Source organism: Tumebacillus sp. BK434 (assembly GCF_004340785.1).
GTDB lineage: Bacteria > Bacillota > Bacilli > Tumebacillales > Tumebacillaceae > Tumebacillus_A.
In genome coordinates this window covers 517,261-542,106 of record NZ_SLXS01000001.1, presented here as the reverse complement: position 1 = coordinate 542,106, position 24,846 = coordinate 517,261, and the positions used below count along the sequence as shown (strand labels likewise).

The following is a 24,846-nucleotide window of genomic DNA, read 5'->3' as shown; positions in this document are numbered from 1 at the left end:
CTCCAACATTTTTTGATACAAAGCCAGCGCACTGAACGAGAGGTGTTACTCCCGTTCTTTTAGTCGTTGCCATCCCTCAGCAGTTCTCCCGCCGGCTGTGCCGGGTCGGCCGTCATGCGCTCGATCATCGCTTCGAGATCGCCGATCACGCGGGTGATGGTGGCATCGGTCAGGTACTGGCGGTAATACGACATGTGAAGTTCGATCTGCTTTCCAATAAACACGTCAAAGCGCAGCGGATGCTCCATGCGAGCGATGAAATCGTTCTTCTGCGGCGGAGAGGACAAGCCGTAGATCTCATGGTCATTCATGAAGCCGTCCAGCGTGGAGGCGAAGGAGCCCAGGTTTTGGAAGACCATAAAGTTTTGGTACATGCGCCGTTCATGCGGCCAGTTGATCCACTCGCGAATCTTCTGCTGAGGCGTAATGTCGAACTGGGACAATGTAAGCTGGCTTTCCTGCACGTGCTGCAACAGTTCCTGCACCGACTGCTGCTCATCGATCACGATGCGCAGCGGCAGCATGTTCATCAGCTGACCCACGACCGTCTCGATGCCTGCAAAAGCAGGCTGACGTCCGGATGAGACAACGCCGTACACGATGTCGCGGTTGCCGCTGTAATGGCTTTGCAACAGCGCCCATGCCGTTTGGATCAGCACGTTGACCGTCACTTTGTGCGAGCGCGCCATACGGTGCAACTGCTCAGTGGTCGCAAGCGACAGGAACTGCTGTTGACGGCCGAACCCTTCCTCGCTGCCGATCCGGTTGCCCGGGATGCTTTCCGCAAACGGCACCGGCTCGGTGTAGCCGTTGAGATGTTCCACCCAGTACGCTTGGGCCGGGGTCAGGTCGCGATTCATGCGCCAAACGGCGTATTCGAGGTAGGGGCGCCCCTCCGATACTTCGGTCGGCTTGCCTGCGCACAGCGCGCTGTAGTTGTTAAACGCCTCGTTGTTCAGGATCGTGTAGCTCCAGCCGTCCATGAACAAGTAGGAGTTGCTCCAGACTCCGCGGTACATGTCTTCCCCGATTCGAACGAACAGCATCGACCACGGGGTTTGCCGCTTTAAGTAGTCCATGCACTGGTTCCACTTGTCTTCCAGATAGCGCTGCATCCCGGCCTCCTGTTCCTCCGCGCTGAGATGGCGCCAATCCAAGTATTCAAAGTCGACCTCGGCGTGCTTCGCCACCACTTGCACCGGCTGCTCGAGCCCTTCCCAGGCGATCTGCGAGCGCAGGTGGGCATGCCGGTCCACCGTGATCTGCCAGGCTTGAGCCAGCAGATCCGGCCGCAGTTCCCCTTGCATCACGCCAAAGCGGTGTACAAAGAACAGACCGGGCTCCGGATTGGCATGGAGCTCTTCGAACATGTGCTGCTGCATCGGCGACAGCGGATACACGTCCTCGATGACCAGCTCCGCTCCGACCGCCTCGTGCAGGTCACATCGGTTGAGCTTGACCAGCGGATAGTCGTACGACGTATCCTCCGTCGCTACCGACTCCTGCGCCTGTTCCAGCACGACGGCCTCCGTGGCCAGATCGGCGACCGTCTGGTTGCGGAAGAGCTGTTGCGGCGTCAGTTCCAGACCGGCGCGGTAGGCGCGGGAGATGACGAGAATGCTTTTGATCGAGTCGCCGCCGATCTCAAAGAAGTTCTGACGAATGCCGATCTGCTCCGCCCCCAGCACGTCTTCCCAGATCTGCACCAGCGTCTGCTCGATCTCGTTTCGCGGCGCTTCGTAGGCAACCGCAGTATCGGACCGCGTCAGCACCGGCATCGGCAACGCTTTGCGGTCAACTTTGCCGTTCGAAGAAAGCGGCAGCGTCTCCAGCAGCACATAGTGGGTCGGCACCATGAAGTCGGGCAGCCTCCCTTTGGCATACGCTTTTAACTCCGGCAGCAGTTGGCGGGAGATCTTGGCGTGCAGCGGGTTGTTCGCATACTGTCGGAAATCGGCAGGAGCAGCAGGCTCCCGCGTGGCGGCCGCTTCGAAAACAAGCTGCGGCGCGGCGCTCCCCCGCTTCGTGAACCGCACATCGAAGGCCGCAGGCTGAACGGCATTCGGCATGATCTCAAGCCCGTAGCCGCACGCTTCGGCGAGCTGCCACAGCGATTCCGGATCGACAGCGGAAGGAACCACCTGTTCGTCGATCACCCGGCGCAGTTCGTCGACCGTCTTGCTGCCGTCGAACCTCGGCAACAGCGTCAGCGCCCGGCGCTCCATTTCCAGCCGGGCATTCGGGACTCCGCGCATACCCAATTGGTCCGGCGCCGATTCCTGCAGCGCCTGTTCGAGCAGGCTGACGTTCCAGCCGTCGGCCTCCCAATCCAGCCACAGCGTATCCTGTGCCTGTGTCCCTTCACCTACGCGGAGAATCACGTCATAGCGGAACTGGTTCAGCTCGTTGTGGTGACGTCCTCGCTTGAGCAGCACTTCCACACCGGACAGCTGTGGGTATACGCGAAGCAGCGCATCGAAAAACGCCGGGTCGAGGTTCAGCTCCTCGTCTTCGGCCAGCATTTTTTGCACCAGCATCCGCAACTGCTCAACTGTCATCTCATCGGCCGCTTTCTGCAGCTGAACCGAAGTATGGAACGCTTCGAGCAGCGGGAGGCTTCGGATGTCGCCGAGGAAGATACGGCCGCCCGGGGCGATCAGGCGCATGGCGCCGTCGAGGAAGCGAAGCAGATAGTCGACACCCGGGAAGTACTGCACGACCGAGTTGATGACCAGCGTGTCGAACGAACCGGCTTCCAGCTCCGTCAGTTGGTCGGCGGAAAGCTGCTCCAAGGAGACAGGCAGTGTGCACTCCATCCGCGCCAAACGCTGCCGGATGAAGTTCAAGCCGACAGCAGAGAAGTCGGTGCCAAGGTACTGCTCGACGTGCGGCGCGATCGGGAACAGCAACAGCCCGGTACCGCAGCCGATTTCGATCACCCGGCGCGGCCGTTGTTCCAAAATCCGGTTGACGGTACTGCCGACAAACTCTTTCATCTCGTCGCGGCTTAATGGTTCGCCCGTGTAGGAGCTGTTCCAGCCGACCATGTTGAATTCCGATTCGTCCTCGCCTGTCGTCTGGCTGTAGGTCTCGTCAAATACGAGCTGCCAGTTTGCAACTTGCTCTGCTTTGAGTGAGCTTTCCTGGACGGGCGCCTCTGCTGCCTGATAATCGGAGTTTCGCGTGACATAGGCGATCAGACGCTGATCCTCTTTGTCAGTTTCGCGCACCATCACCACCGCCTCGCGCACCGCTTCGTGCTGCGCGATCACCGCCTCGATCTCGCCGAGCTCGATGCGCAGGCCGCGCAACTTGACCTGATGGTCGATGCGGCCAAGATATTCGATCGTGCCGTCCAGCAGGTAGCGAGCCAGGTCGCCCGTCTTGTAGAGACGGGCACCAGAGTCGCCGGAAAACGGATCGGCAATAAATTTCTCAGCGACCAATTCCGGGCGGTTCAAGTAGCCGCGCGCCACTTGGACGCCGCCGATGTGCAGCTCACCCGGCACTCCGATCGGCACCGGCTGCAGATGCTCATCCAGCACATAGAGCTGCGTGTTGGCGACAGGACGCCCGATCGGCACCGAGCGGCGTCTGCTGTCCGTACAGCACGCCCAATAGGTGACGTCGATCGACGCTTCTGTCGGGCCGTACAGATTGTGCAGCTCCGCCGACATCCGCGAGAAGAAACGCTCTTGCAGCTCATAAGACAGCGCCTCCCCGCTGCAGATGACCCGCTTGACACTCTTGCAGGCGGACAGGTCTTTTTCTTCGAGGAAAACTTGAAGCAACGAAGGTACAAAATGCAGCGTCGTGATCTGCTGCTCGGCGATCAAACGCACCAGATACACGCTGTCCCGGTGGCCGTCCGGACGAGCGACGACCAGTTTGGCGCCCGTGATCAGCGGCCAGAAGAACTCCCAGACCGAAACGTCAAAGCTGAACGGCGTTTTTTGCAAGACGGCGTCCTTTTGATCGAGGCGATACTCGGCCTGCATCCACTGCAGGCGGTTGATCACACCGCGATGCGACACCATCACCCCTTTCGGCTTGCCGGTTGAGCCGGACGTATAGATCACATAGGCTAGATTGTCCGGAGCGACGATGTTTGGCAGGTTCTGCCCGCTTTGTCCGGCGAGCAAGGTGTCAAGTTCGTCGAGGTGGATGACGTGCGCGTCATGCTGCGGCAGTTCATCCGCCAGATGCTGTTGGGTGAGCATGATGTTCAGGTTGGCGTCTTCGATCATGAAGGCAAGACGCTCTTGCGGATAGCCCGGATCAAGCGGCAGATACGCGCCGCCCGCTTTCAAGACCGCTACCAGCCCGATCACCATTTCCAAGGAGCGCTCGGCACAGATCCCGACCACCGTGTCGGCCGTTACCTGCAGCGAGCGAAGATGATGAGCCAGTCGGTTCGCTTGGGTGTTCAGTTCGCGATAGGTCAGCTCGCGGCCTTCGAACACACAGGCGATGGCGTCGGGCGTTCGCTCGACCTGCTCTTCGACCAGCTGATGCAGGCTGTCGAAGCGCGGGTACTCCACGGCGGTACGGTTCCACTCGACGAGCAGTTGCTTACGCTCCGCATCGGTGAGCAGCTCAAGATTGGCAATCGGCCGTTCCGGCTGTTGCAGGGCGGCTTCGGCCAGCACTTGGAAATGGCCTTTCAGACGCTCGATCGTCTCCGCCTCGAAGATGTCGGTGTTGTATTCTAACGTGATGAACACGCCGTCCGCGTGTTCAGTCATGGAGAACCACAGGTCGAATTTGGTCGTGTTGCTGTCGATCTCGGTCGGCGTCAGCACGACATCTTCCAGCACCAGATCCGGATTTTCATAGTTGTGGTACGCGAACATGACCTGGAACAGCGGATGATGGCTGAGGTCGCGGTCCGGCTGCAGCTCTTCTACCAGGCGGTCAAACGGCAGATCTTGATGTGAGTAAGCACCTTGCGCAACTGTGCGCACGTGGCGCAGCAAATCAGCAAAGCTGACCGCTTCGGCAGGGTTGATGCGCAGCGCCAGCGTATTAGCGAAAAAGCCGATCAAGTTTTCCAGCTCGATGCGGTTGCGACCGGCGATCGGTGTGCCGATGATGATGTCCTGCTCTCCACTGTAGCGCATCAACAGCGTGTAGAGGACGGAGAGCCAGGTCATGAACGGGGTGACCCCAAGCTGCTTGGACAGCTCATTCACCCGCACCGCCATTTCCGATGGCAGCACGAGCGAAGTTCTCGTCCCTTGGTAGGACTGCACCGCCGGGCGAGGAAAATTGGTCGGCAGCGGCAACAGTGTCGGCGCGCCTTGAAACTGCTCTTTCCAGTAGGAGAGCTGGTTCTGCAGCACTTTTCCTTGCAGCCACTTGCGCTGCCAAAGCGCATAATCGGCATATTGGATCGACAGCTCCGGCAGTGTGGACTGCAGCCCGTGGACATTGCTGTGGTACAAAGCGGCCAGCTCTTTGAACAGCAGACCGGACGACCAGCCGTCGAAAGCGATGTGGTGCACACAAAGTGCCAGCACATATTCATCGTCGGCCGTTTGAATCAGTTGGGCGCGCAGAAACGGGCTTTCTTCCAGCGAGAAAACTCCTTTGTTGACCGCCTGATACAAGCGGTCGATCTCCGCATCCCGGGCCGCGCCCTGCAATTCGCGCACATCAACCACTTCGAGATGATAGGGACCTGCGGGTTCGATGATCTGCACCGGCATATCGTTCACAGTCGCATAGCGGGTGCGCAGCACTTCATGGCGACGGAGGATCTCTTCGAAACTTTTTCCCAATGCTTCTATTTTGACGTTGCCTTTCAGCCGGATGCCGCCTGGAATGTTGTAGGCGCTGCGATTGGGCAACAGCTTGTCGAGAAACCACAGCCGCTGCTGGGCAAAGGAAAGCGGAGCCTGACCCTGCTCGTCGCGGGGACGGATGACGTCACTCTCCGAAGTCTCTTGGAAGCCGCCTTTTTTCAGCTGTTCAAGGAGTGCTCTTTTTTCCGGGGTCAGACTCGACAGGCGATCTTTTAAACGATTGGCAGACATATAAGAACCTCCTCCTCTCTCTCCGTTGTTAAAGCCGCTCGAGTTCTTCGATGAGGGCCAATTCCACAATTTCGGCATATTCGCCGATCGTCGTCGCTTCGACTAACTGCCGCATGTCGAGTTCGACCGGGTACAGTTTTTTAATCCTTGCGATCATCTGGATCGACAAGAGCGAGTCTCCGCCCAGTTGGTAGAAGTCGTCATCTACCGTCACTTGCTTGATGCCGAGCAACTCCGACCAGATTTTCGCAATGTTCAGCTCGATCTCATTGTCTGTGTCCAAAAGCACTTCCTCGTCCGTTCTTTTCGCGCTGACGCCTGCCGTGAACGGCTGCACGTTTTGCTCAACCCAGTAGGACTGGCGTTCGAACGGGTAGGTTGGCAGTGGAATTCGGCGGCGCGCTTCCCCTCTGTGGTAACCCGTGCCGTCGACCTCGCCGCCTTGCAGCCAGATCTCGCCCCAGATCACCTGCAGGTGCTCGGCCGCTGTCCATGGCGCATCCACAACGCGGACATTCGTCCAGAGAGCACCGACCTGCTCGGCCGGCAGCATGCTACGGACCTGCTCGCCAAGGAAGCCCGCCGTGCCGATTTCCAGGTAGAGATGCGCCGATTTCTTAGCCCAGGCCTGCAAACCGTCAGCGAACGACACGGGGGTTCGCAGCTGCTCCGCCCAGAAGCGGGCATCGGTCGCCTGCTCCACGCTCAACCAGTCACGCATCGTCGAGCACAGCACAGGCAACTGTGGCTCGTGCAGGCGCACCATCTGCAATTTTTCCAAAAAAGCGCCGACTGTCGCTTCCGTAATGGTGGATGGAAGCGTAAAGCGTGCGGTGACCACCGTGCAGCTGACATTGAAGTCGGCCAGATCGCGCTGAAATTCCTCGATTGCCGCTTGCGGGCCGGCGATGATCGTGCGGTGCGGGCCCGCCTCTTCGACCACCGACAACTCACTGCCGAGCACCGGCGTCAGTTCGGCTGCCGAAAGCGGCACTTCCAGCGCGGCCGCCTGCGGCAGCGCTCCGAGCAGCCGCGCCCGTTCTGTCACCAAAACCAAGGCATCCTGTACGGTCAACACTTGTGCCAGAGCCGCCGAGACAAAGCTGCCTACGCCGTGCCCGATCAGCGCTTCCGGCTGCAGCCCCCAGTCCAGCCAGAGCTTCGCCAGCGCGTATTCGAGAACGAACAAGACGGCGTCCTCCGTCTGCTGTTGCGAGGCGGACAGCGCGAGATCAAGGTTCTGTCCGGTCACAGCAAGGAATACCTCCCGCAGCCTGTCGAGCTGTTGGCGAAACGCCGCTTCGGACGCATACAGCTCCTGTGCTGTGCGCCGCAGCTCTTCAGCACCGCTGCCTGAGAACAGAAGCACCACCGGACGGCGCGCCGTATCGGCCACACCATTCATGACGCGTTCGGAAGGGCGATCGCGGAGCATTCGCTTGGCCTCTTCGACATCGCGGCAGAGCACGAGACGTCGAAAAGGGTGAGAGGCGCGCCCCACCTGCAGCGTGTAGGCGGTATCGGCCAGCGAGACTTGCGGGTGCTGTTCGAAGTGCCGGAGCAGGCGTTCGGTCACCGCTTCCAGCGCTGTGCCCGTCTTCGCCGACAGCATCAGGAGCTGCAGACCGCGCGAAGAGCCTGAGGGAACGCTTGCCGGCGCCTCTTCGAGGATCGCATGCGCGTTGGTGCCTCCCATTCCAAAGGAACTGACACCAGCTCGACGCGGCCCTTTTTCGCTCAGCCACGGACACAGTTTGTCATTTACGTAAAACGGGCTGTTGACAAAATCGATCTTCGGGTTTGGCAACTCAAAATGAAGGGACGGCGGCAGCATTTGATGCTTGAGCGACAGCACCGTCTTGATCAGCCCGGTCACGCCGGCCGCCGCATCGAGATGCCCGACGTTCGTCTTGACCGAACCGATCGCGCAAAATCCTTTGGCTTCTGTCCGGGTGCGGAACGCTTTGGTCAGGCCGAGGATTTCAATCGGATCGCCGAGGTTGGTGGCGGTGCCGTGCGCTTCGACGTAGGAGATCGAGTCGGCTGGCACTTTGGCCACCGCCATCGCTTCGCTGATCGCCGCAGCCTGGCCTTCCGGGCTGGGGGCGGTGTAGCCAATTTTATTGGCACCGTCGTTGTTGATCGCCGAACCGCGGATCACAGCGTGGATCGTGTCGCCGTCGGCCAGCGCGTCTTCGAGCAGCTTTAGCACCACGACCCCGACGCCGCTGCTGCTCACGGTGCCCCCCGAACGGGCATCGAAGGCCCGGCAATGCCCATCAGGGGACGCGATCGAGCCTTCCTGGTACTGATAGCCGGAAATCTGCGGCACACCGATGGAGACGCCGCCCGCCAAGGCGATGTCGCACTCGCCGCTGATGATCGCCTGACAAGCCGTATGTATCGCCACCAGCGACGTCGAACAGGCTGTCTGCACGGAGACGCTGGGGCCGGTCAGATTGAGCTTATAGGAAACACGGGTGGCCAGGTGGTCTTTGTCATTGCCCATCACCACGCTGGTCAGACCTACCGCATTGATGATCTCTTGGTTCGGAAACAGGTTAAAGTACAGATAAGTGCTCAGGTTGGAACCGCCATAGACGCCGATGCGGCCTCTGTACTGCTCCGGGTCGTACCCGGCATGTTCCAACGCCTCATGCGAGCATTCCAGAAACAGGCGCTGCTGCGGGTCGGTCACTTCCGCCTCCCGCTTGGAGAACCCGAAAAAAGCGGCGTCAAACATGTCCGCGCCGTCGACCATCCCTTTGGCGGGCACGTAGTTCGGATCGTCGACTTGCTCCGCCGCGATGCCGGCAGCCAGCAACTCTTCTCTGCTAAAAAAAGAGATCGATTCATTGCCGTGTTTTAAATTGTCCCAAAATTGTTCGATGTCTTTCGCTCTGGGAAACCGTCCGGTCATCCCGATGACAGCAATCTCATGGCCATGAAACTGATTCATACCGGCTCCTCCTTATTGTCTGGCATCGCGGCGTTGCTGCCGGGCATCTTTGCGCCGCTGCATCGCGTCGCTCCGCGCTTCCGCCGCCAGTTCCGCCTGTTGCATGGACAGGCTGTCACGGCTGTCGTGATTTTCCGGAGCGCTCAGCAGTTTGGCCAGCGCATAGACGGTCGGGTGCTGAAACATCTCGACCAGCGCGATGTCCCTGTTCAATTCTCGGCACAGCTTGGTGTGCACTTGGATCACCAACAGGGAATGCCCGCCCAGATCAAAAAAGTTATCATGCAGGCCCACCTTGTCAACCTTCAACACTTCACGCCAGATCGCGGCGATCAAGACCTCCGATTCGCTTTGCGGCACGACAAATTCAATGTGCGTGTTGCGCTCGATCTTCGGTTCCGGCAGCAGCTTATGGTTGATTTTTCCGCTCGGCAACAGCGGCATCTCCTCGAGTGGGATCACCGCGGAAGGAACCATAAAGGCTGGGAGCAGCTCTTTGAAACGCTGCTGCAGGGACAAAGCAAATTGGCGAGCCGGCGTCTCTCTGCCCGGCGCTTCTGCTTCGAACGGATTGGCGATGCTCTTGTCGAGCGTGATATAGACGATCAGCCTCGTGTCGCCTTCCACTTCCCTCGCCAGAGCGACCGCGTTGCGCACGCCGTCCGCCTCATGGACCAGATTTTCAATCTCGCTCAATTCGACGCGGTGCCCGCGAATTTTCACCTGATGGTCGGCGCGACCGATGATCTCCAGCGCCCCTTCCGCATTCCAGCGCGCCAAGTCGCCCGTCTTGTAGAGCCGCTCCCCGCTTCCGGCGGCGGCAAAAGGACTATGCAGGAAGCGCTCCGCCGTCATTTCCGGCCGGTTTAGATAGCCGAGACCAACCCCGATCCCACCGATGTAAATCTCGCCGACCGCTCCCATCGGCACAGGTTCCATGCGCTCATCCAACACGTAGAGCTGCATGCGCGGAATCGGACGTCCGATCGGGATGGCGTGGCGCCCATCGCCGCGCTCGCAAAGCCAATAGGTGCATTCGACCGATACTTCAGTCGGCCCGTACATGTTGATCAAATCGGCTTTCGATGCGGCATGAAACCGCTCCAGCAGGCTGGTTGTCAACAGCTCCGCCCCGCAGTAGACCTGACGCAGGTGCACGCACTCGGCAAATCGCGGCTCATCGAGCAGCACTTGCAACTGGGTCGGCACCACCTGTACCACCGTCACCCGCTCATGAGCCATCAAGCCGGCCAGATAGCCGGGGTCGCGATGCGCGCCTTGACGGGCGATGACGATGCGCGCGCCTAAAGACAGCGGAACGAAAAACTCCGTCACAGAAGCGTCGAAGCTAAACGGCGACTTCAGCACCTGTGCATCCTCCGTCGTCATCGGGAAATCATCATGGTACCAGCGGATCGTGTTGCAGATGCCCCGATGCGCAGTGACGACACCTTTTGGACGGCCGGTGGAGCCCGACGTGTAAATGACGTACGCCGGATCGGAAGGCAGCGCCCCACCCTGGGGATTGTCGGCGTTCGAGCGGGCAATCTCCGCCCAGTCGCGGTCCAGACAGAGCAAATTGGCGCGGTTTGCAGGTATGTTCCCGGCCAGCCTTTCCATCGTCAACACAAAGCGGGCTGCGGAGTCATCCAGCATGAACTGCAGACGCTCCGCCGGGTAATCGGGATCGAGAGGAAGATACGCCGCGCCCGATTTCAACACGCCGAACACCGCTACCACCATCTCAAAAGAGCGTTCCATGAAGATGGCGGCCAGTTGACCGCGGCCCAGCCCCTGCGCTTTGAGGTGATGAGCCACTCGGTTCGCCCGTTCGTTCAGCTCGCGGTAGGACATCGTCCGGCCTTCGAACACGAGTGCCGGATGATCGGGGGTGCGCAGCACCTGCTCTTCAAACAGTTGATGCAGCAGCTCGTCGCGCGCCGATACCGTCTCCGTTTCACCCAACTGCACCAGGTGCGCTCGCTCTTGTGCCGACATGATCGGAAGCTCCGAGATTCTGCTGTCCGGCGCGTTGACGATGCTTTCCAACAGCGTCATATAATGACGGGACAACCGCTCGACCGTGCCCTCCTCAAACAGGTCGGTCTTGTATTCAAATCCGCCGGCCAGTCCCCCGTCCGCTTCCCACAGAAACAGAGAGAGGTCAAATTTGGCGGTGCCGTTGGTCTGCTCGAACACGTCCAGCACCAAGCCGGGCAGTTCCAGTGCTGTGGACGGCGCGTTTTGCAGCGTGAACGTGGTCTGAAACAGCGGAGACTGGTTCAGGCTGCGCTCGACATCCAGCTCGTCGACCAGCCGCTCAAACGGAAGGTCTTGATGCGCAAACGCACCGAGCGCCGCCTTTTTCATGCGCTGCAACAGCTCGCAAAAGGTCGGGTCGCCCGACAGATCGAGGTGCAGCGGCAGCATGTTGACAAAAAAGCCGATCAGCCCTTCTTGCTCATGTCGGGTGCGGTTGGCGACCGGTGTGCCGATCACGATGCTCTCCTGCCGGTTGTAGCGGCAGAGCAGCGTGTAGTAGGCTGCGAGCAGCGTCATGAACAGCGTTGCTTCTTCCCTGCGGCTCAGCTCCTTCAGCCGCTGCAGGAGGTCGGCAGAACCCTGCATCCGCACCTGACCGCCGGCAAAGCTCTCTTTGCCGGGACGGGGGCGGTCGAGCGGCAGGTCGAGCAGGGCCGGAGCACCGGCGAGATGATCCTTCCAATACCCGAGCAGGCCGTGCAGGTACTCGTCTTTTAAATGATCGCGCTGCCAGACCGCATAATCGACGTAGCCGACCTCAAGCTCCGGCAACTGCACCTCTACCCCTTGCGTTCTGGCCCGGTAAAAGTGGATCAGTTCCTTCAACAGCACCCCGCGCGACCAGCCGTCAGTGGCGATGTGATGCATGGTCAGCATCAGCCGGTGCTCCTCGTCCTCCACACGAATGACCGCAGCGCGCAACAGCAGGTCGCGGCCGAGGTCGAAGGTGCGCGCCGCCTCTTCGGTCATCAGTCGCTCCGCTTCCGCCTCCCGCTCCCCCTCGGGCAGACCCCTCAAGTCGATCAGCGGCAGGGCAAACGGTTTGGGCGGATGAATCCGCTGGACGGGCCGACCTTCGACGGCAGCAAACGTGGTGCGGAACACCGCCTGCCTCTTCACAATTTCATGCAACGACCATTCCAACGCCTCCAGATCGAGGAAGCCGCGCAGGCGGAGCACCAGCGGAACGTTGTTCATCGGGCTGCCTTGGTACAGCTGCTCGACAAACCACAAGCGCTGTTGAGCAAAAGAGACCGGGGCGGTTTTCACATCGCCGTTTTTCTTTTGCATCAACTGTGCCAGCATCGCTCTCTTTTCTTCCGGCGTCATTTGATCCAGTTGTTTGATGTTCGAACTCATTGTGCATCCTCCGCTTCCAGTAACGCTTGTTGGAGCAGCAGCTCCACCTCTTCATCCGTTAACTCCAGCTCCTCGAGCAGCCGTAGCGCGTTTTCCCCGTCTGTCTGCCGCTTCATCGGTTGTTCGACTTGCCGGGCCGACTCTGCGATGCGCCGTTCCACTTCGGCGGCGAGCAGCGCCGGAGTCGGTTTTTCAAACATCAAGCCGATCGGGAGCGGCAGGCTGTAGATCTCCCGCAGCTTATAAAGGACCTGCATCGCCAGCAGAGAGTGACCACCGAGTTCAAAGAAGTGATCGTTCCGGCCGACACCTTCTCTACACAAGACTTGTTGCCAAATACGAGCCAACAACACCTCCATTTCATTGCGTGGTGGCTCATACTCGTTCATCGCCGGGATGAGATTCGAGTCAGGTGCCGGCAAAGCACGGCGGTCGACCTTGCCATTTGGCGACAGAGGCATTGCTTCCAGCCAGAAAAAGACCGACGGTACCATGTAGTCTGGCAATTGCGCTTTTACCTGTTCACGCAATTCCAGGTCTGTTACAGTTGCTTGCTCCTCTGCTGTCAAATACGCGACGAGACGCTGATCACCCGGTACAACCTCCCAAACGGTGACAACTGCTTCCCGCACGCCGGAACAACTGCCCAGCGCCGCTTCGATCTCACCCAATTCGATACGCAAACCGCGGATCTTCACTTGGTTGTCGATGCGACCCAAATAATGAATCGTTCCGTCTGGCAGCCATTTTACCAAGTCGCCTGTCTTATACATCGACACCCCCGGCATCGCGGAGAAAGGATCTGCGATAAACCTCTCGGCCGTCAGTTCCGGACGTTTGTAATATCCATTTGCTACCTGAATACCGCTAATATGCAGTTCACCGGCCACACCTGCCGGCACTGGTTGCAGGAACGGATCCAGGATGTACAAGTTGGTGTTGGCAACCGGTCGACCGATTGGCACGAATTGGCGGTCACTGTTTGGTTCACAAGCCCAGTAGGTGACATCGACGGAAGCTTCTGTAGGTCCATAGAGATTGTGAAGTTGCGCCTGACTGATTTCAAAGAAACGTTCTTGCAGTTCGAACGGCAGCGCTTCACCACTGCAGAATACGAGGCGCAGCGACGTGCAAGTCTGAACCTGCGATTCTTCCACGAAGATCTGTAACATGGAAGGTACGAAATGCACGGTTGTGATCCCCTGTTCTCGAATCAGTTCAACCAGATACGCGCTGTCTTTATGACCTTCTGGTTTCGCCACAATCAGACGTGCTCCAAGGAACAACGGCCAGAAGAATTCCCATACTGAAACGTCAAACGTAAATGGTGTTTTCTGCAACACCCGGTCCGCAGTGGTGAGTTTGTATTCCTCTTGCATCCATAACAGGCGGTTGATGATCCCTCGATGTGGTACCATGACGCCTTTGGGCTTTCCTGTTGATCCCGATGTGTAAATCACATAAGCGGTATCCTTCGACGTCGTTGCAGTCACAAGATTGTCAACACGCTCATCGGCTAACTTCGCCCATGTGGCTTCCAGATCAAGGTGCATCACTTCTGCGCTTGATGCTGGCAGTTTGTCATGCAAATGCGATTGGCTCAACAAGACAGCGACTTGTGCCTCTTCTAACATGAAAGCTAGTCGCTCTGCTGGCAGGAACGGGTCCAGCGGCAAATACGCGCCACCCGCTTTCAAGATTGCATAGAGACTGATCACCATTTCCAAAGAGCGTTCCATGCAGACACCGACCAGTACATTCGGTCCGACACCCTGCTTTTGCAGACGGTGTGCGAGGCGATTGCTCCGCTCATTCAGTTGGCGATACGTCAGGCCCTCACAGCCCGCAAACGAAACGGCCAGATCATCAGGCGCCCTTTCCACCTGTTGTTCAAACAGATGGTGTAAGAGTTCAACTTTCGGATATTCAACCGAAGTTTCATTCCATTCCACCAGAATTTGATGCTGCTCATCCGCCGACAGGACCGAGTGGATTTCGTAGCGACCCGATGGGTTCGAAGCGATCTGTTCCAATACGTTCTGGTAGTAGGATCCGAACCTCGCTGCCTGCTCAGGAGTCAATTCCGCTTCATTCCAACGCAGATACAGTTGCACTTCCGCATTTTGTGAATCCAATCCGAACTCAACGGCAAACACAAAACTCGAATCCGCAATCGATCTCTCACCGAGAATTTCCACTTCTGGAATGCCCGACAGCGCTTCATAAACGTGGAAATGCGTGTAGTTAAACGCAGTCTCGAACAACTGTTGCCCACCTAAATCCTGCTGAATTTGCGCCATTGGATAACGACGGTGTGGCAACAGGTCACGCTCGGTGGCAAATACCGTTTGCACCAGTTCCCGCCAAGTCCCCCCTGCTAATTCCAGTCGCAATGGCAACGTGTTCAAAAACAAGCCGAGCACTCGCTCTCCATCCACTTCCTCGATCCGACCGTTGGTGACAATACCGGTCAACACATCCGATTGAGCCCCCAACACGTTCAACACGCGAAGGTGTGCAGCCAAAAGAACGCTCTTAAGTGGTACATTCGCCTGCTGAGCCAGCCGTTTTAAGCCATGCGAGACCTCGCTCGGCACTTCGACTCGAGTCAAATGCATCCGCGATGGCTTCGTGCGATCTCTTCCTTCGATTCGCGGAAGTTGGGTAAACGTGAAGCCTTGTAACGTTTGCTGCCAATAGGCTTTTGTTTCTTCAGATCCTAGCGCAGTCTGTTCCAATTTGACGTACTTGTGGAACTGCGACTGCAGAGCTTCTGAATGCGGTGTTTCACCTTTTACCAAAGACATGTAGGTTACAAAAATTTCAGTGAGCAACGAAGCAACCGACCATCCATCCAAAATTGCGTGATGCTCCGTCAAACCAAATTGGAACGTCTCCTCATCGATGCGATGCATACTGACACGAAGCATCGGCGGACAATCCCAATCAAACGGACGTTTCACTTCTGCATCGAACCAACGATCCAGCGCTTGTTCTCGTTCACCTGCTGGCAGATCACGCAGATCGTATACTTCAAATGGAATGACCACATGACGATGTACCAATTGCAATGGTTCGCTGTAACCAGTCAAGGCAAACGAAGTACGCAAAATTGGGTGACGAGACACCAGTACCGCTAACGCTTGCTCCATCGCATCTTGCTGAAATGGTGCGCGCAGGTGATGAAGTGACACATTGTGATAAATGGCTTGCTGAGCTTCTTTTTCACTGTGGAACAACATTCCCAATTGCAGTTGGGTCGGTGGGTAGGCATCGTCCAGATTGGACGGCAACCGCTTACGATCCGCTTCGGTGATCAGCGAAAATGGGGTCTGTTTTTCCATTTCACGATCCACTAAGCCCAGGACACCCGATTCTGTCAATTCATAAATCGACTGGTGACGGAACAAATCTTGCAAAGTGAACTGAATGCCTTGTTTTCGTGCCTCCGCGAGTACCTGAATGCTCAGAATTGAGTCGCCACCCAACTCAAAGTAGTTATCTTGAATCCCAATACGTTCCACTTTCAAGACCTTTGTGAGAATGCCCGCCAACTTTTCCTCAGCTTCATTGCGAGGTGCTGTATAGGTGCGCATCTGTTCGGGACCGTTCTCTTCAGGTGACGGCAATGCACGGTGATCGACCTTGCCGTTTGCAGTCAGCGGCAAAGACTTGAGGATCACAAATGCGGCTGGGATCATGAACTCAGGTAAACGCTGCAACAGGTACTCTCGAAGTTCACGCGGAGTTAGTTGCTGATCGACATCAGTCACCAGATAGCCGATTAAACGCTTCTCACCATCCGTGTCTTCCCGGACCAGCACGACGGCTTCGTGTACGTGCGGATGCTCGACGAGGCTGGACTCGATTTCGCCAAGCTCAATCCGGAATCCACGAACCTTAACTTGATGGTCGATGCGTCCCAAATACTCCAGGTCCCCGTCCGCCAAGTAACGTGCCAAGTCCCCTGTTTTATAGAGACGTGCATCCGGGTCGGACGAGAATGGATGTTGAATGAAACGTTCGTTGGTGAGTTCCGGACGATTCAGATAACCACGGGCGACACCTGCACCGCCGACATACATTTCCCCACACACGCCGATGGGTACGGGTTGGAGATATTGATCGAGCACAAAGACCTGCAAGTCCGGAATCGGAGCACCGATCACGCTGCCCGTTCCACGTACCACGTCCACCCAACGGATCGGGCGATACGTGACGTGAACGGTTGTTTCCGTGATCCCATACATGTTGAGCAATGTCGGCCGTTCATCGCCATGACGCTCGAACCACGATTTCAAACTTTGCAATTCCAGTGCTTCCCCACCGAATATCACATAACGCAGTGCCAATGGCTGAGCTGCATCCCCTTTTCGTTCCTCCGCTTGGATCAGTTGGCGGAATGCAGACGGTGTTTGGTTGAGCACCGTCACCCGTTCGCTGACCAATAGGTCTAGGAAGTCCTCAGGAGAACGGCTGACCCAATACGGCACGACGACGACTTTACCACCGTATAACAGTGCCCCCCAGATTTCCCACACTGAGAAGTCAAACGCATAGGAGTGGAACAGCGTCCAAATATCCCGTTCATGAAATCCATACCAATGCTCCGTTGCTTTGAATAAGCGGATTACGTTCCCATGTGGAATCAAAACACCCTTTGGCTTACCGGTCGAACCGGACGTGTAGATGACGTAGGCCAGGCTGTCAGCGTTCGCTTCACATGGCAAGTTGTCCGACTCATGACGGCCGATGACATCAGCATCACGGTCGAGGCAAATCACGGGAACCTGATGCTCCGGCAAATTGTCTAACAAATGCTCTTGTGTCAGCAAGACGGCGACTTGAGCGTCCTCAAGCACATACTTGACTCGGTCCTGTGGATAGTTTGGGTCGAGTGGCACATAGGCGCCTCCCGCCTTCAACGTCCCGAGAATGGCAATCACGATTTCGATCGATCGATCGAAGCTGATTCCGACTTTCACTTCTGGACCAACGCCAAATGATAATAGATAGTGAGCCAGTCTGTTTGCTTGCTCATTTACTTCACGGTACGTCAGGCGCTGGTCGTTCATCACCACTGCCTCCGCATCAGGAGTTTGCACGACCTGTGCTTCAAACCACTGATGTATGCATAAGTCCCGCTCAAACTCTTGCCATTGACCCTCGCCTTGTGTCAACTTTTCCTGCATTTCTGCTTCCAGGAGCAATGGCAACCGTGACAATTCAGCATTGGGATTGGCGGTCACACCAACGAGCAGTGCTTCGAAATGTCGAGCCCAGCGGAGAATGGTCTCACGGTCGAACATATCGCTGTTGTATTCAAATTCAGCTGCCAATCCTCCCTCCTGTTCACGCATCGACAACGTCAGGTCGAACTTGGCGATGTCCATTTCTACAGGCAATGAGCGAATTTTTACATGACCGATTTGTTGCAGATCACCATGTGCGTTTTGTAACACAAACATCACTTGGAACAGCGGTGAATAACCTGTGCTTCGTTCAGGACTCAGTTCGTCAACCAATTGTTCAAACGGAACGTCTTGATACGTGTAAGCTTCTAAAACGGTCTCACGGATGCGCCCTAACAATTCGTTGAATGTGAGATCGCCTGACAACTCAGTGCGCAACACGAGTGTATTGATAAAGTAACCGATCAACTTTTCCAACTCGGGGAATTTGCGGTTCGCAACCGGGCTACCGACCAAAATGTCCTCTTCTCCCGTGTAACGGAAGAGCCACGTTTTGAAGGCCGCCAACAGGGTCATGTACAACGTAACACCTTCACGTGTTCCGATTGCTTTCAAACCCTCGGTGATCTCTTTGGACAGCATGATCGTTTCACGAGAGCCGCGGTAGGTCTGCTCGGTTGGTCGAAGATGATCTGTCGGAAGTTGCAAGATCGGCAGTACGCCACCCAATTTCTGCTTCCAATAGGTCATCTGCTCATCCTTGATGTTTCCTTGTAGCCACTCACGTTGCCAAACGGCAAAGTCCGCGTACTGAACTTCCAACTGTACGAGTGGAGAAGGACGACCTTGGGAGAATGCTTCATACAATACATGCAGCTCTTCCAACAGTACTCCGATCGACCAACCGTCGGAGATGATATGGTGCATGTTCAGTAGCAGCACATGTTCATCTTCGCCTATTTTGACCAGGGAAACGGCCAACAACGGTGCGTGACGCAGGTCAAACTCATGAAGAACTCCCGTGGCGAGCACCTGCTTCAATTGTTCTTGACGTTGCTCCGGATCCGTTATATCGCTCAAATCCGTACATGTCATGTTCAGGTCCAGTTCTGGCAGGATCACTTGTTTGGCGATGCCATCGACTTCGACAAAGACAGTACGCAATATCTCGTGACGTCGAACAATTTCATTCAGCGCACACTCTAACACCGAAGCATCCAGCATGCCAGTCAATTGATAGAGCACCGGCATGTTATAAACGAAACGATCGGACAAGAATTGATCGATGAACCAGAGGCTTTGCTGAGCAAAGGATAACGGCAGTTTCTCCCTCGACTCGACTGCCTGCAGAACCGGTAACGTAGACAACGCTGCTTCACGGTGTTGTTGTTCACACTTGATACAGAACGCAGCAAGAGTATCCGCTTCAAACAGGAGGCGAACTGGGATGCTCCAATTCAGAACTTCCAGTAGGCGGGAAACGACTTGTGTTGCGAGCAACGAATGTCCACCTAATGCAAAGAAATTGTGGTTGCGGCTTATCTGCGCTACATTCAACACCTTTGCCCAAATTTCGGAAACCGTAATTTCCAAGTCCGTAACGGGTGGCACATACTCTTCATGAGTAGCCATCTCCAGTTCCAGCACTGGAACTGGCAATGCTTGGCGATCCACCTTCCCGTTCGGAGACAAAGGCATCGCTTCCAACACGACAATCGGCGACGGGATCATATACTCTGGCATCTGCTCCTTGAGCCATTGGCGTACCTCATGAGCCGTTACTTCACCTGTAACGTATGCGACCAGACGCTTGTCCCCATCTTCACGCACGGTCACCACCGCATGTCGGATCCCTTCATAAAGGCTCAAGGCGGCTTCAATCTCTTCCAATTCAATCCGGTGACCGCGGATTTTCACTTGGTTGTCAGTTCTGCCCAAGTATTCAATCACTCCGGCTTTGTCCCAGCGCACCAAGTCACCCGTCTTATACAAACGCGCTTCCGGTTCCTCCGAGAAGGGATGTGAGATGAAACGCTCTGCCGTCAGTTCCGGTTGATGCAGGTACCCGCGTGCGAGCCCAACACCTCCTAGATACAACTCCCCTGGCACACCGACTGGAACCGGCTGCAGATGCTGATCGAGCACGTATACCTGCGAGTTCATGATCGGCTTGCCGATTGGTGGATGGCTCTCCTCTTGAGGGTTGCAGACATACAGTGTCGCGCATACTGTCGATTCGGTCGGACCATACGCGTTGAAGAAGTTCCGGCCCTCCCCCCAGCGTTTGACCAGGTCTTGTGTGCAAGCCTCGCCACCGACGATCAAATTGCGCAAGTCTGGCAACTCCTGTGGCGTTTGCATCGCCAAGAACGACGGAGGCAACAGGGCCGCTGTGATCTTCTTCTCCCTTAACATGTCAACGAAACCGGCTCCCAGCAACGACTCGCGATCGGTCAGATACAAGGTGGCACCCGTTAACAGCGTCATCACCAGTTCCCATACAAACGCATCGAAGCTGATCGAGCTAAACTGCAAGACACGGTCTCCCGCCTGCACCCCAAAACTGCGCTTGTGTTCGGTCATCAAGTTGCCGATCCCCGAATGGGTGACCACGACACCTTTTGGTCGACCGGTAGAACCCGATGTGTAGATGACATACGCCGCATGGTCGAGTTGTGTTTCATGCGGTAACGGTTCCGTGCTCTGCTCCGCGATCTGTTCCCAATCTGCGTCCAGCAAGATCGTTCGCGCCGAAAAAGTCGGTAATGAAGGGAGCCACTTCTCTTCTGTGACCAACACAGAAACTTGCGAGTCTTCTATCATGTACGCCAGGCGATCCGTTGGATAATTCGGATCAAGCGGTACATACGCACCACCAGCTTTCAGGATGCCGAGCACACCAACGATCATCGAAGGCGAACGATCAAAGCTAAGACCGACCAATGTTTCCACTCCGACTCCCTGCCCGCGGAGATATCTAGCCAATTGATTCGATTGCACATCCAATTCGCGATATGTCATCTGACCATCTGTATACTCAATCGCCACCGCATCAGGTCTTAACTCCACTTGCGATTCAAACAGTTCCTGGAACGTCTTGGCCGGATAGTCGACCACCTCACAGTTCCATTCTTGAAACAGTTGGTTCCGCTCGGCTGGTGACAACAGTGGCAATTGAACAACTTGCTGATCAGGTTCGCGAACGGCCGATTCGAGCACCTGTTGGAAATGTTCCAGCATGCGCTTAATTGTTGCACCTTCAAATAAATCTCGATTGTATTCAATCGATACGTGCAGACGATCGCTCCATTCATGAACTTGCATTGTTAAATCAAACATCGTCATGCCCCGATCAAATTCATAGGCTTGCATTTGCAAGTCGTCCATTTGGAACTGACCTAATCCATCACCCGAGGCATTTTGCAACACGAACATGATCTGAAACAGTGGAGTATAAGCAAGACTGCGATCAGGACTTACTTCTTCGACCAATTTTTCAAACGGAACATCTTGATGTGCATACGCCTCGATTGTGACCGCACGCACACGATGCAACAGTTCTCGGAAGCGAAGTGGCTCCGACAGATCCGTACGCAAGACCAATGTGTTCACAAAAAATCCAATCAATTCTTCGATCTCCCGACGATTTCGGTTGGCGATCGGACTGCCGACGAGCAGGTCGTGTTGCCCGGTATAACGGTGCAGCAGTACCTTGAAGGCTGCCAGCAACGTCATAAATAAGGTGACACCTTCTCTTCGGCTTAGTTCTTGCAATGCCTGACCAAGTGCAACGGGCAATTGAATTTTCTGTTGTCCACCACGATAGGTTTGAAGATTCGGACGCGGATGATCTGTCGGCAAGAGCAACACAGGCAGTTCCCCGCTTAGTTGCTGCTTCCAGTAGTCCAGCTGCTGTTGAAGTGCATCTCCTTGCATCCATTCCCGTTGCCAAGCAGCAAAATCGGAATATTGGATCGCAAGTTCTGGCAAAGGAGACACTTGATGATGTACAAACGCTGGGTAGAGCGCTTTCAGTTCCTCAACCAACAGGCCCAGCGACCAACCATCAACAATGATGTGATGCAGTATCAAGACCAGGAAATGTCCCGTTTCTGCATATTGAATCAGGAAACCGCGTACTAACGGCCCTTGCTTCAAATCAAAAGCACGCGCACATTCGCTCTGTGTAAATCGTTCAACTTCTGCCAATACATCTGTCGACGAACATGCTTGGAAGTCGACTTCGTTTAAAACCAAGTGCAATTCTGGTGCCACAACTTGTATCGCCACACCGTCAACGTTCGCAAATGTGGTCCGCAGCACATCATGGCGCCGAATGATCTCATTCAAACTTTTCTCGAGAGCCGCTCGATTCAATGTACCTTCGAGACAAAACGCAAACTGCTCGTTGTAGATCGATGGATCTTCAAGATACTGATCGAGGAACCAAAGCCGTTCTTGAGCGAAGGACAACGGCGCACTTTCGCCACGTCTTGCGAACAACGACTCCACTTTTTCAGATTTAACTGCGGCACGAACGACGTCTGCGAGCTCCGGCACTGTCGGCGCATTAAACAGCATTCCGATTGGCACCTCGATCTGGAAACGTTCTTTTACACGCGAAGCCACTCGCGTTAACGTCAGCGAATGTGCGCCCAGATCAAAGATGTTATCTTCCGCACTGACTTGCTGCACCTGCAAAATTTCACACCAAATCTTCGCAATCCCCTCCTCAAGGGAATCGCGGAACTTTCCCGTTTCCCACTCGACTTTCTGAGCGACGTTCGGTGTTGGGAGCAAACTTTTTTCGATCTTGCCGTTCGGATTTAACGGGAATGCATCTAAGCAAACAAATGCAGACGGCATCATGTAAGCTGGCAGTTTGCCTTTCAACCAATGACGGATCTTCATCACGTCGTCAACCTGTTCATCAACTGTAAAGTAAGCGACTAAACGTTGATCATCCAGTTGGTCTTCACGTACGATCACGACCGCTTCCTTGACACCGGGGCAATCTCCCAACACCGCTTCAACCTCGCCAAGTTCAATACGATGTCCACGAACCTTGACTTGATTGTCAATTCGACCGATGTATTCGATCTCACCGTCTTTTCTCCAACGAACCAAATCGCCCGTTCTATAAACACGCTTACCAGGTTGCTCTGAGAAAGGATGTTCGAGATAACGTTCCTGGGTCAGCTCAGGTCGATTTAAGTATCCACGGGAGATACCAACTCCCCCGATATACAGTTCACCTGGGACACCGATCGGCACTGGTTGCATGTACTTGTCCAAAACGTAGCCCTCTACATTGCGAAATGGACGACCGATCGCTGGGTTGGTTTCTTCTTCGACAGAGCATTGATACAGGTTTGAAACCACCGTCGTCTCGGTTGGACCATAAGCATTAAAGAACTTTTGACCTCGTCCCCAACGTTGCACCAAATTTTTCGAACACGCCTCTCCGCCTACAATTAAATGACGAAGGTATTTCATTTCCTTTGGCTCATGCATCGACAAGAATGTAGGTGGCACCGTGACGGTCGTGATCTGTTTCTCGTCTAATAAATCGGCAAAGTTTGGTCCTAGCAAGGTCTCTCGGTCTGTAAGGCATAAAGTTGCACCGGTCAGCAAACTTGCCGTCAATTCCCAGACAAATACATCAAAACTAATCGAGTTAAACTGTAAGACACGGAATCCCAGTCCTAATTCAAAATGCGCCACTTGTTCTGTCATCAAGTTGCCAAGACCTGCATGAGTGACGATTACACCTTTGGGACGACCTGTAGAGCCCGAAGTGTAAATGACATATGCAGCGTTGTCGATGGTAGATTGGTGGGCCAATCGCTCACCGCTTTCTTTCGCAATCAGGTCCCAATCCCCATCAATTCGCACGACTTCAATCCCCTGAGTAGGCACACGGCCAATCCACTGTTCCTGCATAATCAAGACAGGTGCTGTTGTATCTGCCAACATGAAGGAGAGTCGATCCACTGGGTAAGACGGGTCAAGCGGTATATAGGCACCTCCCGCTTTTAAAATGCCAAGCACACCAACGATCAATTCGAGCGAACGGTCAACGCACAGACCGACCAATGTTTCCAGTTTGACCCCTTTACCACGCAAGTAATGAGCTAACCGATTTGAACGCTCGTCCAATTCGCGATAAGTGAGTTGTTGACCATTAAACTCCACCGCGATTGCATCAGGAGTTCGTGCTGCCTGTTCCTCGAACAGTTGGTGATAGCACTTGTCTGCCGGATATTTCTCACTTGTCCGCACCCATTCATCAAACAACAAGCGGCGCTCATCGGTGGTGAGGATTGAAATTTCTGACATTTTCGCCTGTGGATTGTTCACATAATCCCGCAAGAGATTACAATACCGCTCCGCAAATCCTTTAATTGTACTCTCCTCGAATAAATTACCATTGTATTGCCAATACAGTTTGAGCGTATCACCATGCTCCACAACGTGCAGTGCGAGATCAATTGTAAACTTCTCGTTGTTTACCCAATCGTTTGAATGGTATCGATACATGAACTGAAACAGCGGGTCACCGCCCTGAGCTCCCGCGCTCGGCAACAGCTCCTTGATCTGTTCAATCGTCACATCTCCGTGGCAGCTTGCCTGTTCCCATGTGTCGCGAACTCTGGACAGGGATTCACAAAAACTGAGGTTGCCGCCCAAGTCCGTACGCAGCACCACATCATTCTCCCCTCGTTCATCTGCACCATGTGACAGACGAATGCGGGTTCCAATCCAAACAACATCATGGTCGGTCAATCGATGCAACAGGATAAAGAAGGTGGTCATGAACAGTAAAGACCGGTCAACACATGCGTCCATACAGTACCTTGAAAGAGAATCGAGTAGATTGGGAGTCAATTCATAGCTCAACATTTTCCCGTTTTCAAGGTTGTCGTTCGTGCGTGGAAAGTCAGTCTGAAGTTGCTGGCGCACGACATCTCCTCCTAATTTTTGTTGCCAATAGATCAACTGTTCAGTAACCTGAGCAGTTGACTGTAGTTTATCCGACATTTTGTGACTGCTCCCTTCTTGGAAACGTACTTTCTCCGACTTGCTATGCGATCAGAATCCGCCCTTGATTTAAATAAATATTCACAAATGAAATTCATCAGATAAACAATGTTATAAAATATATATTATTTATATTTTACAATCGATTTATTATATACAAAATCGTGATTTTCTACAAGTATCTTTCTGAAAAATAAAATATTTCCTTTTCAGGAAA

Annotated in this window: 4 protein-coding genes; all 4 read right to left on the bottom strand. The window is 55.1% G+C overall.

Annotation, left to right across the window (positions count from 1 at the left end):
- Nucleotides 1–59: 59 nt before the first annotated feature.
- From EV586_RS01755 to EV586_RS01740, 4 genes are read right to left on the bottom strand one after another with little or no spacing between them, the layout of a single operon-like run.
- On the bottom strand, nt 60–6,035 hold the full coding sequence (locus EV586_RS01755) for a non-ribosomal peptide synthetase (RefSeq protein WP_165898158.1): 5,976 nt from the start codon (nt 6,033–6,035) through the stop codon (nt 60–62).
- 28 nt (nt 6,036–6,063) lie between these two features.
- Complete coding sequence (locus EV586_RS01750; RefSeq protein ID WP_132943347.1) at nt 6,064–8,994, bottom strand: type I polyketide synthase; 2,931 nt, start codon at nt 8,992–8,994, stop codon at nt 6,064–6,066.
- Nucleotides 8,995–9,006: 12 nt separating this feature from the next.
- Nucleotides 9,007–12,396: a non-ribosomal peptide synthetase gene (locus tag EV586_RS01745; protein WP_132943346.1), complete on the bottom strand. Its 3,390-nt coding sequence runs from the start codon at nt 12,394–12,396 to the stop codon at nt 9,007–9,009.
- Complete coding sequence (locus EV586_RS01740; protein ID WP_132943345.1) at nt 12,393–24,629, bottom strand: non-ribosomal peptide synthetase; 12,237 nt, start codon at nt 24,627–24,629, stop codon at nt 12,393–12,395. Before EV586_RS01740 ends, EV586_RS01745 begins: the two co-directional genes overlap by 4 nt.
- Nucleotides 24,630–24,846: the final 217 nt, after the last annotated feature.